The sequence below is a fragment of the Azospirillum sp. VT-I1 genome (assembly GCF_055698305.1).
Genome location: NZ_CP168802.1, coordinates 498,812 through 514,700, shown reverse-complemented (window position 1 = coordinate 514,700; position 15,889 = coordinate 498,812). Strand labels below are relative to the sequence as shown.

The window sequence follows — 15,889 nt, the reverse complement described above, 5'->3', positions numbered from 1 at the left end:
CTCGCGCGGTCTGTGCCCGGCACCGCCCTGCCCTAATGGACGAAGCAGCGCGGCGAATCGTTAGGAGGATTTTGCGATTCCTTCGCAACAACCCGGCAGGACGGTCAGCGCACCAGCCCGACCGGCTTCCCGGAATCCGGATGCGGGATCACCGTCATCGGCAGCCCGTAGATCGCGCCCAGCCGGGCCGAGGTCATGATCTCGTCCGGCGTGCCGCGGTCGATCAGCCGCCCGCCATGCAGGGCGACGATGTCGTCGCAGAAGCGGGCGGCCATGTTCACGTCGTGCAGCACCGCGATCACCCCGATGCCGCGCTCCCGCGACAGGCGGCGGACCAGGGCCAGCACCTCCACCTGATGGGCGACGTCGAGCGCCGAGATCGGCTCGTCCAGAAGAAGACAGCCGGCATCCTGCGCGATCAGCATGGCCAGCCACACCCGCTGCCGCTCGCCGCCCGACAGGCTGTCCACCAGACGGTCGGCGAAGCGCGCGGTGTCGGTCAGGGCCAGCGCCTCCTCCACCTTGCGGGCGTCCTCCGCCCGGAAGGCGCCGAGCGCGCCGTGCCAGGGATAGCGGCCGAGCGCCACCAGTTCGCGCACCAGCAAACCGGAGGCCGGCGGCATGTGCTGCGGGAGGTAACCGATCCGGCGAGCGAGCGCTCGCTGTTTCCAGCGCTCCAGCGGCTGGCCGTCGAACAGCACGCGCCCGCCGCTGGGATGCTGCTGGCGGGCGAGGATCTTCAGCAGGGTGGATTTGCCGGAGCCGTTGTGGCCGATCAGCGCGGTCACCCGGCGCGGGAACAGGTCGCAGGATGGCAGGTCGAGCAGGAGGCGCCCCGGCAGGGCGAAGCTCACCCCTTCGAGCCTGAACATCGGCGTATCCAACGAGGTCATGCGGAAGTCCTGCGGTCTGATGAAGCGTCCGGAGGCATGCGCCGCCAGTAGGCGACGGTCAGCAGGCGGTCACGGTCGATCCCGCGTCCGCGCAGATGGTCGCGCAGACGGGCGAGTTCCTCGAACTCGCAGGCGACCCAGGCGAACAGGTCGGCCGGGTCGGACGGCAGCGTCAGGGCGCGCACCGCCTCCACCAGCGGCCCCGCCGATCCGGCGCCACGGCGGTGCAGCCAGCGGACGGCGAACCCGGCGGGGGCCTGGAGCGGCAGTTCGTCCGCCGCGTCCTCCACCTCGATGAGGGCGGTGCCGCGGGCGTCCGCGGGCAGCTCCTCCAGGATGCGGGCGATGGCGGGAAGCGCCGTCTCGTCGCCGGCCAGCAGATGCCAGGAGGCCGGACGGATGCCAAGCCCGCAGGGACCGGACATGCCGCAGAGATCGCCGGGCCGTGCCTCCATGGCGAAGGAGGTGCCGGGTCCCCCGTCCGCATGGAGAACGAAGTCGATGTCGAGTTCGCCCGCCTCGGCGTCGATGCGCCGCAAGGTGTAGTAGCGGACCGCCGGACGCCGGTCCGGCTCCGGCCACAGCGGCCGCCCGTCGGGACCGGGGCGCGGCCAGGACGGCGCTTGCAAGCCCGGCGGCGGCAGGTAGAGGCGGACATGCAGGTTGTCCGGCGTGGCGAAGCGGCCGAGATCGCTGCCGCGGAACGTGACGCGGCGCAGGCGCGGCGTCAGGTCCCGGACGGCAACGACACGGATCTCGCGGAAATCGGCGAACAGCGCTCCGGTCTCCACATCGCCGGTCCAGACGATGGCGACCCCCTCCCCCAGCAGGCCGACCAGCTGTTCGCTGACCGAGGCGCGCAGCCGTTCCAGCAGCCCCCGGTCGTCCGCCTCCGCCCGCAGATGCAGGGCATCGGTGCCGACGCTCAGCGCAAGCCGACCGAACTCGCCGCTCGCCGCCAGCGCGTTGCCGTCGCGGATGAAGGAGAGGCCGTAGGGCTCCGCGGCGGCGACCAGCCGGTCGGCGGCGGCAGCGGGATGGTCGTGGGGGATTGCAATATCGCAGGAGAAGCGGGGCATCAGCGCCGTCCCAGCAGCCAGAGAAGGAAGGGTCCGCCGATCACCGAGGCGAGCAGCCCGGCCGGCACCTGATAGGGGAAGATCACGCTGCGCCCGATCCAGTCGGCCAGCAGCATGACCAGACCGCCGATCATGGCGGAGCCGGCGAGATGGCCCGCCGCCCGCTGCAGGCCGAACATGCGGGCCAGATGCGGCCCCATCAGCCCGACGAAGCTCAGCGGCCCGACGATCAGCGTCGCCGCCGCGGTCAGCAGGGCTGACAGGCTGAACAGCGCGATGCGGCTCAGCGACGGGCTGACTCCCAGCGCCGCCGCCACCCCGCCGCCGAGAGGCAGCAGGTCGAGCCAACGGGCGACGAACGGGATGGCGGCGACGGCGAGCAGGGCCAGCGACAGCGCCGCCAGCCCGTCGGTCCACCCCACCATGTAGGTCGACCCCGACAGCCAGGTGACGAGCGTCTGCAGCCGCGGGTCCTGTCCGGCCATCAACACGGCGACGACCACGCCGGATATGGAGCTGGTGGCGATGCCGGCGAGCAGCAGCCGGTCCGGAGAGAAGCCGTCCTTGCGGCCGAGCGCCAGCATCGCCGCCAGCATGGCGACCGCACCCGCTCCGCCCGCCGCGATCTGCGCACCGCGCTCCGGCGCGTCGGCCGAGAACATCAGCACGATCACCCCGAGGATCGCGCCGGACGAGACGCCGAGGATCTCCGGCGCCGCCAGCGGGTTGCCGGTCATCCGCTGCAGCATCGCACCCGCGACCGCCAGCATGGCCCCGCCCGACAGCGCCGCCAGCGCCCGCGGCAGGCGCCAGGGCTCCAGCGCGGCAAGATCGCCGCCGACGCTCCAGTCCCAGCCGTCCGGACCGGGACCGAGGGCGACAGCCATCCACACGGCCAGCGGCAGCAGCAGGGCGGTGCCGGCGAGCACCAGGACGGGCCGGGATGCCCGTGGCGGCTCGGGAGCAGAGGCCATGACCGGCGGCGCGGAGGTGCGCAGCCGCGGGAGCAGCCACAACAGCATCGGCACGCCCAGGACCGCGGTGACGGCACCGGTCGGCAGTTCGCGGTATGTGATCGGCGCCATCAGCACCAGGGCGTCGGTCGCCCACAGCAGGGCGGCGCCGCACAGGGGCGCCCACAGCATCCGCTGCCCCAGCCGCCGGGCGCCGGCCATGCCGACGATGGTCGGGGCGGCCAGCCCGACGAAGCTGACCACGCCGACGGCGGCGACGGTCAGGGCGGCCAGCATCACCGCGATCAGCAGACCGGCCAGCCGGGCGCCCACCACCGACAGGCCCAGGCTGCGCGCCCCGCCCTCCCCCAGGCCGAGCAGGACCAGCGGGCGCAGCACCAGCACGGCGGCGACTGTCAGCACCGCCAGTCGCGGCGCCAGGAAGGCGGCCATGCCCCAATCCTGCTGGTCGAGGAAGCCGGCGCCCCACAGGAACAGGCCGATCAGCAGATCGTGGTTGAACAGCACCATCACGCCGCTGACCGACCCGGCATAAAGGCTGAGGACAAGGCCGGCCAGCACGACGGTGACCGGCGACAGACCCTTGCGCCAGGACAGCGCCAGCAGCGCCGCCGCCGACAGCCCGGCGCCGGCCAGCGCCACCCATTCACGCCCCAGCGCCAGCGCGTCGGGAACCCACAGGGTGGCGACCGCGAGCGACAGGTGCGCGCCGGCGGAAATGCCGAGTGTGGCGGGCTCGGCCAGCGGGTTGCGCAGGACCTGCTGCAGGATGGTGCCGGCAAGCCCCAGCGCCGCCCCCACCAGCAGGGCGACCGCGAAGCGCGGGAACAGGACGTAATGGGCGGCAAGCTGGTCGAGCCGCGCCGGATCGGGATCGACCAGCGCCCGCCACCACAGCTCCGGCGGCAACTGGCGGTCGAGCACGAGGAGGGAGGCCAGCCCGGCCAGCAGGAACAGGCCGATCACCGGCCATGCGGGGCCGAACCGGCGGGACGGGGTCGGGATCGCGGTGTCAGCCATGGCGCTGCGGAAGCCTTTCGCCGAGCAGGCGGACGAAACGCTCCGCCGTCGGGACGCCGCCATAGAACAGGATGGGCGGCAGGATGGTGACGCGGCCTTCCCGCAGGAAGGGCAGCCCGGCGAACAGCGGCAGGCCGGCCAAGGCCTCCAGCGCCCGCTTGCCCTCGCTGCCGATGTTGACCAGCCCGGCATCGGGGCGGGCGGTCAGCCGGTCCATGGTCACCGTGGCATGGCCATAGGGGCCGCTGGGGCCGGTCCAGGCATTCTCGATCCCCAGCCGGTCGAGGAGATCCTGATAGAGGCTGTTGCGTCCATGGATGAGGACGCGGCGCCCATCGAGGACGCTGAGAACATAGAGCGGGCGCTGCTCCCTGCCGGACAGGCGTGCGCGCGCCTCCTCCAGCGTCTCGTCGAGCCGCGCGACCGCGCGGTCGGCCGCCTCCGGCACGCCCAGAACACCCGCAAGTCCGCGCAAGGAGGCAATGGCGAAGGCGAGTTGGCCGCTTCGCCTCTCTTCCTCCGCAGACCGGGTGTCGAAGGACTGGTAGAGGGTCAGCGGGGCGATCCGCTCCAGCCGGCCGCGCACGGCCGACAGCATGCCGTCGGTGACGAAGCGCGCCGGGGCCAGCCGGTCGAGCAGTTCCAGGTTCGGCTCCGCCCGGGCGCCGATATCCGGAACGCCGTCCGGCACCGCCGGCTCGATCACCGAACGGCGGTAGCGGTCGATCTCGGGCAGGCCGCGCGGCGCGATGCCCAACGACAGCAGGGCCTGCGCGCTCGTCCAGTCGAGCGCACAGACCCCGCCTGCGTCCTTGGCCCGCACAGGCTGCGTGCCGCCGGCCAGGAGACCGAGCGGCAGCGCAGAGGCCATGCGGAGGAACCGGCGCCGGTGGAAGGCGCCGGCCATGTCGGGCATCGGCCGCAACGGTCGTGCCTTACCAGCTGTACTTCAGCGTCGCCAGGATCTGGCGGCGGTTGCCATACAGCACGGTGTTGTCGTAGAAGCCCGCCGAATAGTACTTCTTGTCGGTCAGGTTGCTGACGTTGAGCGCCACGCTGGCCCCTTCCAGCTCGGACCGGAGGGCGCCCAGGTCGTAGCGGACCGCGGCATCGACTAGCGTGTAGTCGGGATTGGTCTCGGTGTTGCCGGCGTTCTTGGACGAACCGACATAGCGCGCGCCGACGCCGACGCCGAGGCCGGTCAGCGGACCCGACTTGAAGGTATAGTCGCCCCAGGCCGAGGCCATGTGGCGCGGAATCCCCTTCGGACGCAGACCGACCGAGCTGGTGGAGGAACCGACGGCGGGGTTGTCCTTGGTGATCTCCGCATCGACGAAGGCGTAGGAGGCGATCAGGCTGAACTCCTCCGTCAGCTCCATCTTGCCCTCAAGCTCGATGCCGCGGCTGCGGATCTCGCCGTCCTGCACGGCAAAGCCGCTGTAGACCGGGTCGTTGGTCACCACGTTCTGCTGGGCGATGTGGTAGAGCGACGCGGAGATGAAGCTGTTCCAGCCGTTCGGCTGGTACTTCACGCCCACCTCGTACTGGGTGCCTGTCGTCGGCTTGAAGGTGCCGCCGCCACGCTGCGGCGCGTAGGTGCCGGTGGTCGGCTGGAACGAGGTCGCGTAGCTGGCATAGGGCGCGATGCCGTTGTCGAAGACATAGCCCAGGCCGACGCGTCCGGTGAAATGCTTGTCGCGCGCGGTCTGGAAGCTCTTGGACAGGTTGTCCGTCTCCTTGCCCACCACCCAGTCCTGACGGCCGCTGAGCGTCAGGATCCAGTTCTCGTAGCGCAGCTGGTCCTGCAGGTAGGCACCGATCTGGGTCAGGTTGCTCTTGCCGTCCACCCAGGGGTTTCCATAGAGGAAATCGGTCCCCGGATAGGTCGGGTTGAGGACGTCGATCACCAGCGCGTTCAGCGAATTGCGCCGCGTTTCCCGCCCGATGTAATAGCCGTAGTCGACGCCGGCCAGGATGGTGTGCGACACCGGGCCGGTCGTGACCTTGCCCTGGACGTTGGTGTCGAGCAGATAGGTCTCGGTGGTCTTCGGACGGTCCTGCACACCGACCGGATAGAAGCGTCCGCCCACCAGTTCCACCGGCCATGCGGTGCTGAAGGCGCTGACGAAGTTGACCCGCGAATGCATGTAGCGGGCGTTCTGGTGGATGCTCCAGTCCGGAGTGATCTCATGCTCCAGCTCGTAACCGATGGTGGTGTTCTGCACCTTCCAGTCGGAATAGCCGGGAACGCCGAAATAGAGATCGGTGCCGATCAGATCCATCGAGCTGCGCGGAATGCTCTGCTCCGAACCGCTCATCTTCAGCTTCTGATAGCTGGCGAGCAGGGTCATCTTGGTCTTGTCGGTCGGCTTGAAGGTGATGGCCGGCGCGATGTAGAAGCGGTCGTCCGGCGCATGGTCGACCTGGGTGTCGGACATGCGGCCGAGGCCGGTCAGGCGGTACAGAACCTTGCCGTCGCCGTCCACCGGCCCGCCGAAATCGAAGGCGGCCTGACGGCGGTCGAAGCTGCCGGTCTGCAGCTGGATCTCGTGCAGCGGCTTGTCGGTCGGCCGCTTGGTGGTCAGGTTCACCACGCCGCCCGGCGAGGTCTGGCCGAACAGGACCGACGACGGCCCCTTCACCACGTCCACGCGCTCCAGGCCATAGGGCTCGAAATTGGTGTCGTAGTTGTTGAAGCCGGCACGCAGGCCGTCACGGTAGATGCCGAACAGGTTGAAGTCGCGGAAGCCGCGCATAGAGAAGTCCGGGGCGCCCGGACCGCCGGGGTAATCGACCACCGCGATGCCGGGCGAATAGGCGACCGCACCGGCGAAATCCTGCACGGCGCGCTGGTCCAGTTCCTTGCGGGTCACGACGGAGATCGTCTGCGGGATCTCGACGAGCGGTGTCTCGACCTTGGTACCGACGGCGCTGCGCGTCGCGACATACCCCTCGGTGCCGCCGACGACGCCCTGAACGGAAATCGGGCCGAGCACCATGCTGTCGCCGCTGCCGGCCTGACCATTGGCGGCCTGCCCGGTCTGATCGGCCTTGCCGCCGTCCGTCGCCTGCTGCGCCATACCGGCGGGCTGGTTCGCCAGCAGCGCCAGACCAGCCATCGTCGTCGCCAGCAGGAAAGCCTTCAAACGCCCGCGCTTGCCCGTCGCCAGACGGCCGGCCGGTGCGGTCGCCCCAACCTCAATCTCCATCTCCATTCCCCCAGCTGAAGCTCAATCAGGCGGGCTCCGCTCCCCGCGAAACCCGTCTCCCGGCTCTAAGACGAAGGGGGTAGGCGAAAATTAAGGAGAATCTTTCATATGTAGGAATTATTCGTGCGCAAATTTCAGCGATGACTATGCCGACAAGCCGGGGCAGCGATCGAAAAAGTCCCGGCGGTCGAGCACCATCAGCGCTGCGCGCTTGTGCGGGAAATCGAATTCCCGTTCACGCAGGAATCCCAGCGACTGCATATGCCCGATCATGCGGGCATTGTCGGCCCGCGGCTCCGACACCACGCGGCCGGTGCGGGCATCGCTGAGGAACAGCCAATGCACCAGCGCCGACAGCCAGCTACGGACCTTGTGCGGTCCACGATGATGCTCCTCCCCCACCAGCATGTGGATACCGCGGTCATGATCGCCCGGCGCGCAGAAAGGCGCGATGCGGTCCTCCTTCGCCCAATAGGCCTCGAAATAGGCGAAGGGTTCGTCGTCGAAGCAGCCGATCAGCGTCTGGACATGCGGATCCTCGGCCAGCCCTTCCAGATAGGCGCGGTGTCTCAGGAAGTCGCCGCCCTCCTGCCAGAAGGCCAGGACCCGCGGGGTGTTCTGCCAGCGGTTGAAGCGCTCCAGATCGGCATCGATGTCGAGGCTGCGCAGCGAAACCCAGAGGCCGAGCGCCGGATCGAAGCGGCGGTAAAGCTCCCCGCCGGCTTGGGCGGCCTGTGAAGATGCGCGCCCTCCCCGCGCGCCATGACCGGATAGCCGGTGGTGTCCGGACCGCGCAGCCAGGGGCCGGGCAGTTGCCAGAAGGCGTCGCGGCGGCAGATGGCTCCGCCTTCGCCATCGGCGAGCAGCAGGCCGGATCGCAGGGAATCCGGGTCGGGCTCCATGCCGCGCCAGACAAGAAGCCGGCAGGCCGGATCGCAGCTGAACAGCCAGCAGGCCGCCGCCCAGACCGCATCGGCCGAAAGCGGTTCGTGCCGGCCCGATGAGCGGTCGGGAACAAGGGTGACGCCGTTATCCGCCGGTTCCAGGGCGGCCGACAGCAGCGGATGGCCGTCGATGGAGAGCCGCAGGCGGCCGGGCTCGGCCTCGGCGGTCAGGCGGCGGCCATCGGGCAGAGGCAGGGTGTGGGATGATGTCATGGTCGCGGTCTTCAGTTTCGGATTTCCAGTTCAGGACGCCCGCCGCCGCCGTCCCGTCATCGGGCGAGGTCGAGCAGCCGGTCGCGGGTCGCCCCGAAGCACAGATAGACGGCGGCGCTGGTGTGGACCGACACCCCGTCCACCTCGGCCGGGATGCGCCCGTCCATGTCCAGCACCTCCACCGCCGCCCCGCGGCCGGTGAAGAGCTGCCGGGCGGTGAGGGCGTTGGCGAAGGGCACCACGGCATCCCGGCCGGCTCCGCACAGGACCATCGGTGCGCGCGGCGTCCAGTCGAGCAGGTCGTTGCGGGCGAGAGCGCGGCGGAACGGGCTCCGCGGATCGTCGAAGGCCCGGGTGAAGCCGTCCTGACGAAGCCGCGCCATCTCCTGCCCCGGCGGCAGCACCCCCTGCCGGAGCATATCGAAGATGTCGAAGCGGCCGGGCGTGACCCCCTCGACCGTGGCGTCGAACGGCGGCCGGAACACCTCGGCAGGCGCGGCGTAGATGTCGCCGTAGACGCGCTGCATCGCCACCACGGCATAGGCGAACAGCGCCGTCGCCAGACCGTTCGGCCCCGCCGGCCCGGTCGCCGACCAGCCGTCGACGAAGGTCCGTTCCAGCGCATAGGGGCCGGACATCGGCGCCGTCCCGGCAAGGTGGAACTCGTCGGCGTGGTCACGTTCGATGGTGCGCTGTGCGGCCATGGAGGCGTGGCCGCCCTGGGAGTAGCCGGCCAGCAGCACCTTCCCCGACAGCGGAACCCGCGCCTCCGCCGCCACGCTGCGCGCGGCGCGGAGCGCATCGACGATGGCGGACGCCTCGCTCTCGGCATGCAGGTAGGGATGGAACGGGTAGTCCGACCGGCCGAGCCCGAGGTAATCGGTGGCGGCGACCGCAACCCCGCGGGCTGCGTAGAAGGTCAGCAGCGGGCTGTCACCCGCGGCCAGCAGATCGTCGGCCTGACTTGCATCCCGCCGCGTCTGGGTGCCCTGCGCCCAGCCCAGCAGTTCATGCGGTTCCCCGCAATCCGGGCCGCCGGGCAACAGCAGCATGGCCGAAGCGGTCGCCGGTTCACCGTGCACGCCGATGGTGGCGTAAGTCACCCGCGACAGCGTGACGTCGCACCGCGGGCGGCCGATATGGCCGGCACGCGGTCCAAGCCCCGCCTCGATCGCGTCCCGCCGGTAGGTCGCCAGCGTCGCCACCTCGATCACCGAACCCCGCGCGGGGGTGTCGGCCGCCCGATGGACGGCCTCGGTCGCGGCTGCGGTCCCGGCTGCGGTCCCGGCGGCTGCGCAGACGGCGGACAGAAGACACAGCAGCCACATCCAGGCATGTCCGTGCCGCATCGTCGCGGCCATCAGCGGTTCAACGCGCCGGCGACCAGCCCGGTCGGGCCGGACTGACGCCGGGTCCGGCCATCGGCAGGCGCCAGATCGCGGTAGAGGGCTGCCGCGATCTCCGCCGCGCGGGCCGGCAGGACCGACAGCAGCGTGTCGCTCAGCCCATGGGTCTCCTCGCAGAAACCCTGGATGAAGACCGGCGCCGTCAGCTTCGGATCGGTGCGGACGCGATAGTCGCGGTCGACCCGCAGGTCGCCCATCAAGTCGCCGAGCGGCTCCAGCAGCCGGCGATGGGAGTTGCGCTCATAGCCGGTCGCCAACACCACCGCGTCATAGCGGATTTCCTCCAGGGCACCGTTGGACAGGTCGCGCAGGGCCAGAGTGATGCCGTCCCCGTCGGACGCGGCCGCCTCGATCTGACGCCGGCACAGGAAGCCATGGCGCTGCACGCCGGACACCTTCTGGCGGTAGAGGATGCCGTAGATGCGGTCGATCAACTCGGCATCGACCACAGAATAGTTGGTGTTGTGGTAGTCGCGGATCAGTTGCGCCCGCTCGTCCTCCGGCAGGTTGAACATCACGTCGGTGTAGACCGGCGCGAAGATCTCGTTGACGAAGGGCGTATCGTCGGCCGGACGCAGCACTGCCGACCGCAGGATCATGTCGGCCCGCACCGACGGGAAGCTGTCGTTGAGATCGATGAAGGCTTCGGCAGCGCTCTGCCCGCCGCCGACCAGGGCGATGCGCATCGGCGTGCCGGCGGCGCAGGGCTGGGTGGCGATCCGCTGCACATATTCGGCATGATGGAAGACGCGGGGATCGTCCTTCAACCCGGCGAACAGGGTCGGGATGCGCGGCGTCCCACCGGTGCCAACCACCAGCGAGCGGGTCCGGCGCACCCGTTCGATCCCGTCGGGGCCGCGGGTCACCACATCCAGCATGCCGATCGTGCCGGCACGGTCGGCGACCGGCTCGACCCGCAGCACCTCCGTGCCGTAGCGGCAGAGGTCGGCGAAATGGGACGCCACCCAGCAGAGATAGTCGTTGAACTCCATCCGGCAGGGATAGAAGGTGCCGATGTTGATGAAGTCGATCAGCCGCTCCTTCCGGTGCAGATAGTTCACGAAGCTGTAGGGGCTCCGCGGGTTGCGCAGGGTGACCAGATCCTTGAGGAAGGAGATCTGCAGGTCGCTCTGCTGCACCAGAGTGCCGCCATGCCAACTGTAGGAGGCCTGCCGGTCGAAATAGGCGGTGTCCAGCATCCGTCCGGAGTGTTCCGCCTCTTCTTCGAGAGCAATCGCCAGCCCGATGTTGGAAGGCCCGAACCCGATCCCGACAAGGTCCAGGGGCTTTTCGGAGAGGCTGAACTGAGTCATGGAATCGTCGTCCCCTGTTTGAGAATCCCAAATGCGCCGCCACGGCTGCCGGACGCATGGGCCGGTCCCGCTCCTGCTTGCGCCGGTCGTGCCGGTCGTTGGCGTGGTGGGCTTCCAGCCGGATGCCGACCGACATCAGCCGACCGCCGCCTCCGTCGCCGGATTCCTGAAAGAAGACGAACGCACTCCGCGAAAATTTAGGTTGGAATGAGCGACCCAACTCCTACAGCACGCTCAGGGGCACGACCTCTCAACAACGCCCCAACGTCGCGAAGATCATGTTATGCATCCAGCATGGCAATGGTGACCGCCAGAGCTTGGGCGCGCGGCACCAGAGTGTCGAGCCGGCACCATTCCCTCTCCGTATGCGCCGCCCCGCCGACCGGTCCCAGCCCGCACAGCGACGGAACGCCCAGCGCCCCGGTGAAGCCGGAATCGGCACAGCCGCCGGTGAACTCTCCATCCACCTCGAATCCGACCGCCGCGGCCACCGCCTTGTAGCGGACGAACAGATTGGCCGAATGCTGCTCCTCCAGCGGCATGAACAGGTGTCCCCGCCGGTAGGTCGCGCTGGTGCCCGGTACGTCTTCCGCCGCCAGGATCGCCTCCACCCGCGCCAGAATGCCGTCCAACTGTTCGACGGAGCGGAAGCGGATGTCCAGCGCCGCCTCGGCATGGTCGGCGACGGTGTTGTGGGTCCGGCCGCCGCGGATGACGCCGACATTGGTGGTGATGCCGCTGTCATAGTCGGTCAGCGCATGCAGGGCGGTGATCTTCGCCGCCAGCGCGCCGATGGCGCTGGCTCCGTCGGCATGGTTGACGCCGGAATGGGCAGCCCGCCCGGTCACCGCGATGTCCAGCGTCAGCCCGCCCTTGCGCGCGGTGACCACGTTGCCCGAAACCCGTCCCGGTTCGGCATTGAAGGCAGCGCGAGCCCCCCGCGCGACCTCCTCGATGATTGGGCGGCCGGACGGTGAGCCGATCTCCTCGTCGGCGGTGAACAGGCCGATCAGCGGAAAGCCGGTGCCGCCCGCCGCCTTCAGCGCCCGCAGCACGAAGACGTCGACGACCAGCCCGCCCTTCATATCGGCCACCCCCGGCCCGCGGGCGGTGTCGCCGTCGCGGGTGAAGGGCCGGGCCGCCACCGTCCCCTTGGGATAGACGGTGTCGCGATGCCCCATCACCAGCACCGGCGCCCCACCCTGATGTCCGGGAATGTCGGCCTTCAGCACGGCGCCGTAGGTCTCGTTCGGGAAGCGGGTGACCGCGATGCCGTCGGCCTCCAGCATCGCGGCCATGATGTCGCCGACCGCGTCGATGCCGGCGCCGTCGCGGCTGCCGGAATCGATGTCGACGATGCGCTGGAGCATGTCCTCCATCTCCGCGCGGCGGGTCGCCAGCCAGTCGCTGGCGCGTTGGGCGAGCGGGGTCATGCGCGGCGGGCCTCCTTGCGGGCGTCTGCGATCGCGGGGCCGGTCTCGCCCAGGTCCCAGAACAGCCCGGCCATCACCCGCAGCGCCTCCTCGACGACCGGCGCCAGCAGATGCTCGTCGGGCGCATGCTGGGAGCAGGCCGGGTAGGAATGCGGCACCCAGATGGTCGGCAGCTCCAGAGTCTCGGAAAAGACGTCGTTGGGGATTGAGCCGCCCAGGTTGGGCAGCAGCGCCGGCTTCTTGCCCGTGGTCCGCGCCAGCGAGTCCAGCGCCCAGCCCACCCACGGGTCGTTGGGGTCCAGACGGGTGGCGGTGAAGGCCTCCATCCGGCTGGGCGTCACCTGCACCCGGTCGAAGCCGTTGGCCGCCAGATGGGCGCGCACGGCGTCGATCACCGTCGCCGGATCCGTGCCGACGACGAAGCGCAGCTGCAGCGTCGCCTTGGCGATGCCGGGCACGGCATTGACCGGCGCGCGCGGGTTGCCGGTCTCGAAGGCCAGCACCTCCAGCGCGTTCCAGCCGAACACCCGTTCCTCCGGCGTCAGGCCCGGCTCGCCCCACTCGCGGTCGATCTCCGGATCGTTCGGCCCGCCGCCGACCGTCAGGTCGGCGATGGCGGCCTTGACCGCCGGCGGGATGCCGGCCGGCTTCAGCGCATCCAGCCTGATCCGCCCCTGCCCGTCGATCAGCGAGGCGATGGCGTTGGCGAGGATGGTGCCCGGATTGGCGAGCAGCCCGCCCCAATTGCCGGAATGGTGGGCACCCTTGCGCAGATCGACGGTCAACTCGAAATTGATGGCGCCGCGCGAGCCGAGGAACACCGTCGGCCGCTCGGCGATCACCCGCGGCCCGTCGGATGCGATCAGCACGTCGGCAGCCAACGCCTCTCCGTGGTTCTCGGCCAGGGCGCGCAGGCCGGGCGATCCCGCCTCCTCGCCCATCTCGATCACGAACTTGGCGTTGAAGCCCAGGCTGCCGCCGCGCTCCGCCATCACCTGGGCAAGCGCCGCGATGTTGACGGAATGCTGTCCCTTGTTGTCGGCGGTGCCGCGGCCATACCAGCGGTCGCCCTTCACGGTCACCGTCCACGGATCGATGCCGTCGCGCCAGCGCCCTTCATGGCCCGGCACCACGTCGCCATGGCCATAGATCAGCACGGTCGGCAGATGGTCGGCCTCGTGGCGTTTCGCGATCAGGAACGGCCCGCGCCCGGCGACCGTATTCTCCACGATGGTGCCGGTGAAGCCGAGCTTGCCCAGCGACGGGATCATCTCCCCGTCCAGATAGGCATGCAGTTCCGCCCCACGGTCGGACGACTGGCTTTCCGACTTGATGGCGACACGCCGCGTCAGGTCGGCCAGGAAGGCGCCGGACGCGAAATGATGGGCGGCGCGCGCAATGGCGCCGTCACGCGATGGCTGTTGGGTCATGGCGGAACTCGGGTGTGGGGGATGGGTCGTCAATTGGCGTGATGGCAGGCGGCGACACCGTCGGCGACCGGCATGGGGCCGGGCGCTTCGGCGTGGCAGCGGTCGGTGGCGCGCGGACAGCGCGGGTGGAAGGCGCAGCCGGGCGGTGGTGCTATCGGGTTGGGGAAGGAGCCGGCGATCACCGTGTCGGGCATGCCCAGCGTCGGATCGGGCGTCAGCACGCAATCGAGCAGCGCGCGGGAATAGGGATGGCTGGCGTGGGTGAACAGCGCCTCGCGCCCGCGTTCCTCGACGATGCGGCCGAGATACATCACCGCCACCCGGTCGGCCAGATGCTCGACCACCGCGAGGTTGTGGCTGATGAAGAAGTAGGTCAGCTTGAATTCGCGCTTCAGGTCCATCAGCAGGTTCAGGATCTGCGCCTGCACCGACACGTCGAGCGCCGAGGTCGGCTCGTCGCAGATCAGGACGTCCGGCTGCATCACCAGTGCGCGGGCGATGGCGACGCGCTGGCGCTGGCCGCCCGACATCTGGCCGGGATAGGCGTCGATCATCCGGCGCGGCAGCCCGACCGCGTCCAGCATCTCCGCCACCTTCTTCTGCCGGCTTTCGGAGGTGCCGATGCGGTGGGCGACCAGCGGCAGGGCGATCAGGTCGGCCACCGACTTGCGCGGGTTCAGCGAGGAATAGGGGTCCTGGAACACCGGCTGGATGCGCCGGGCCACCTCGCGCCGGTCGGTCTTGGCGATGGGCACGCCGTCGATGCGGATCTCGCCGGATGTCGGCTTGGTCAGGCCCAGCAGCATCTTCGCCAGCGTCGATTTGCCCGATCCGCTTTCGCCGACCAGCGCATGCACCTCGCCGCGGGCGACGGTCAGGGACACCCCGCCGACGGCGGTCAGCATCGCCCTGGGTTTGAACATCCCCTGCGGCACCGGATAGACCTTGGTGACGTTTTCGAGTTCGAGCACCGGAACGGTCATGTCATTCTCCGGTCAAGCGGCGGTGGCGACGGGGTCGAGCACGCAGGCCATGCGGTGGCCCGGGCCGAGGTCGCGTTCCGGAATGGCGGCGGCGCAGGCGTCGGTGGCGTGGTCGCAGCGGTTGCGGAAGGCGCAGCCGGTCAGCGGGCCGATCAGGTTCGGCACCTGCCCCGGAATGGTGCCCAGCGGCTCGCCCGGACGGGTGCGACCGGGGACCGGGATGGCGCGCAGCAGACCCTGGGTGTAGGGGTGGCTGGGGGCACCGAACACCGCCTCGACCGGGCCGGTCTCCACCAGCCGGCCGGCATACATCACCGCCACCTTGGTGGCGACGCGGGCGACGACGCCCAGATCATGGGTGACGAGGATCAGCCCCATGCCGAACTCGCGCTGGATGTCGCGCAGCAGCATCAGGATCTGCGCCTGGATCGTCACGTCCAGCGCGGTGGTCGGCTCGTCGGCGATGATGAGGTCCGGTTCGCACATCAGCCCCATGGCGATCATCACCCGCTGGCGCAGGCCGCCCGACAGCTGGTGCGGATATTGTCCGAGGCGGGAGGCGGCGGCGGTGATGCCGACCCGCTCCAGCAGATGCACCGCCCGCTCCCGCGCCACCGCCCGGCTGACCGGACGATGGCGCCGCAGCGCCTCGCCCAACTGGTCGCCGACGGTGTAGGCCGGGTTCAGCGAGGTCATCGGCTCCTGGAAGATCATCGCCATGCGGTCTCCGCGCAGATCCTCCATCCTGCGCTGGCCGGCCGCCATCAGGTCGATGCCGTCGAAGCGCATGGAGCGCGCCTTGCGCACTGCCCTGGACGGCAGCAGATCCATCAGGGCCAGCGAGGTCAGCGACTTGCCCGACCCGCTCTCGCCGACGATGGCCAGCGTCTCGCCGCGCTCCAGTGCGAAGGACACCCCATTGACGGCGTTCAGCAGTCCGGCCTCGGTGGGGATCTGGATGGTCAAATTGTCGACGTCGAGCAGGGGCATGG

At 69.8% G+C, this 15,889-nt stretch carries 11 protein-coding genes and 1 pseudogene; all 12 read right to left on the bottom strand.

What is annotated here, in order from left to right; translation table 11 throughout:
• Positions 1–104: 104 nt before the first annotated feature.
• The 12 genes and pseudogenes from AB8P05_RS16400 to AB8P05_RS16345 all read right to left on the bottom strand — a co-directional run bounded on the left by AB8P05_RS16400 (position 105) and on the right by AB8P05_RS16345 (position 15,887).
• Positions 105–893 carry an ATP-binding cassette domain-containing protein gene (locus AB8P05_RS16400; protein WP_472760105.1) on the bottom strand — a complete coding sequence of 263 codons (789 nt, stop codon included), beginning with the start codon at positions 891–893 and terminating at the stop codon, positions 105–107.
• A complete protein-coding gene (locus tag AB8P05_RS16395; protein WP_472760104.1) occupies positions 890–1,972 on the bottom strand; it encodes an SIP domain-containing protein in 1,083 nt (360 codons plus the stop codon). Before AB8P05_RS16395 ends, AB8P05_RS16400 begins: the two co-directional genes overlap by 4 nt.
• A complete protein-coding gene (gene fhuB / locus AB8P05_RS16390) occupies positions 1,972–3,966 on the bottom strand; it encodes a Fe(3+)-hydroxamate ABC transporter permease FhuB (RefSeq protein ID WP_472760103.1) in 1,995 nt (664 codons plus the stop codon). Before fhuB ends, AB8P05_RS16395 begins: the two co-directional genes overlap by 1 nt.
• A complete protein-coding gene (locus AB8P05_RS16385) occupies positions 3,959–4,882 on the bottom strand; it encodes an ABC transporter substrate-binding protein (protein ID WP_472760102.1) in 924 nt (307 codons plus the stop codon). Before AB8P05_RS16385 ends, fhuB begins: the two co-directional genes overlap by 8 nt.
• 19 nt (positions 4,883–4,901) lie before the next feature.
• A complete protein-coding gene (locus AB8P05_RS16380; protein ID WP_472760101.1) occupies positions 4,902–7,175 on the bottom strand; it encodes a TonB-dependent siderophore receptor in 2,274 nt (757 codons plus the stop codon).
• 144 nt (positions 7,176–7,319) lie between these two features.
• A pseudogene (locus AB8P05_RS16375) lies at positions 7,320–8,332 on the bottom strand (GNAT family N-acetyltransferase).
• 56 nt (positions 8,333–8,388) lie between these two features.
• A complete protein-coding gene (locus tag AB8P05_RS16370; RefSeq protein WP_472760100.1) occupies positions 8,389–9,660 on the bottom strand; it encodes a lipase family protein in 1,272 nt (423 codons plus the stop codon).
• 32 nt (positions 9,661–9,692) lie between these two features.
• Positions 9,693–11,051: a lysine N(6)-hydroxylase/L-ornithine N(5)-oxygenase family protein gene (locus AB8P05_RS16365; RefSeq protein ID WP_472760099.1), complete on the bottom strand. Its 1,359-nt coding sequence runs from the start codon at positions 11,049–11,051 to the stop codon at positions 9,693–9,695.
• A gap of 281 nt (positions 11,052–11,332) precedes the next feature.
• Entirely contained in the window at positions 11,333–12,484 is a 1,152-nt protein-coding gene (locus AB8P05_RS16360) for a M20 family metallopeptidase (RefSeq protein ID WP_472760098.1), read from the bottom strand.
• A complete protein-coding gene (locus AB8P05_RS16355; RefSeq protein WP_472760097.1) occupies positions 12,481–13,914 on the bottom strand; it encodes a M20 family metallopeptidase in 1,434 nt (477 codons plus the stop codon). Before AB8P05_RS16355 ends, AB8P05_RS16360 begins: the two co-directional genes overlap by 4 nt.
• 29 nt (positions 13,915–13,943) lie before the next feature.
• Positions 13,944–14,897, bottom strand: coding sequence for an ABC transporter ATP-binding protein (locus AB8P05_RS16350; protein ID WP_472760096.1), 954 nt, complete (start codon positions 14,895–14,897; stop codon positions 13,944–13,946).
• Positions 14,898–14,909: 12 nt separating this feature from the next.
• Positions 14,910–15,887 carry an ABC transporter ATP-binding protein gene (locus tag AB8P05_RS16345; RefSeq protein WP_472760095.1) on the bottom strand — a complete coding sequence of 326 codons (978 nt, stop codon included), beginning with the start codon at positions 15,885–15,887 and terminating at the stop codon, positions 14,910–14,912.
• Positions 15,888–15,889: the final 2 nt, after the last annotated feature.

Coding starts and splice junctions, on each gene's coding strand:
- AB8P05_RS16380 (WP_472760101.1), bottom strand. CDS start 7,175: ATGGAGATTGAGGTTGGGGCGACCGCACCGGCCGGCCGTCTGGCGACG.
- AB8P05_RS16350 (WP_472760096.1), bottom strand. CDS start 14,897: ATGACCGTTCCGGTGCTCGAACTCGAAAACGTCACCAAGGTCTATCCG.
- AB8P05_RS16370 (WP_472760100.1), bottom strand. CDS start 9,660: ATGTGGCTGCTGTGTCTTCTGTCCGCCGTCTGCGCAGCCGCCGGGACC.
- AB8P05_RS16395 (WP_472760104.1), bottom strand. CDS start 1,972: ATGCCCCGCTTCTCCTGCGATATTGCAATCCCCCACGACCATCCCGCT.
- AB8P05_RS16385 (WP_472760102.1), bottom strand. CDS start 4,882: ATGCCCGACATGGCCGGCGCCTTCCACCGGCGCCGGTTCCTCCGCATG.
- AB8P05_RS16365 (WP_472760099.1), bottom strand. CDS start 11,051: ATGACTCAGTTCAGCCTCTCCGAAAAGCCCCTGGACCTTGTCGGGATC.
- AB8P05_RS16360 (WP_472760098.1), bottom strand. CDS start 12,484: ATGACCCCGCTCGCCCAACGCGCCAGCGACTGGCTGGCGACCCGCCGC.
- AB8P05_RS16355 (WP_472760097.1), bottom strand. CDS start 13,914: ATGACCCAACAGCCATCGCGTGACGGCGCCATTGCGCGCGCCGCCCAT.
- AB8P05_RS16400 (WP_472760105.1), bottom strand. CDS start 893: ATGACCTCGTTGGATACGCCGATGTTCAGGCTCGAAGGGGTGAGCTTC.
- AB8P05_RS16345 (WP_472760095.1), bottom strand. CDS start 15,887: ATGCCCCTGCTCGACGTCGACAATTTGACCATCCAGATCCCCACCGAG.
- fhuB (WP_472760103.1), bottom strand. CDS start 3,966: ATGGCTGACACCGCGATCCCGACCCCGTCCCGCCGGTTCGGCCCCGCA.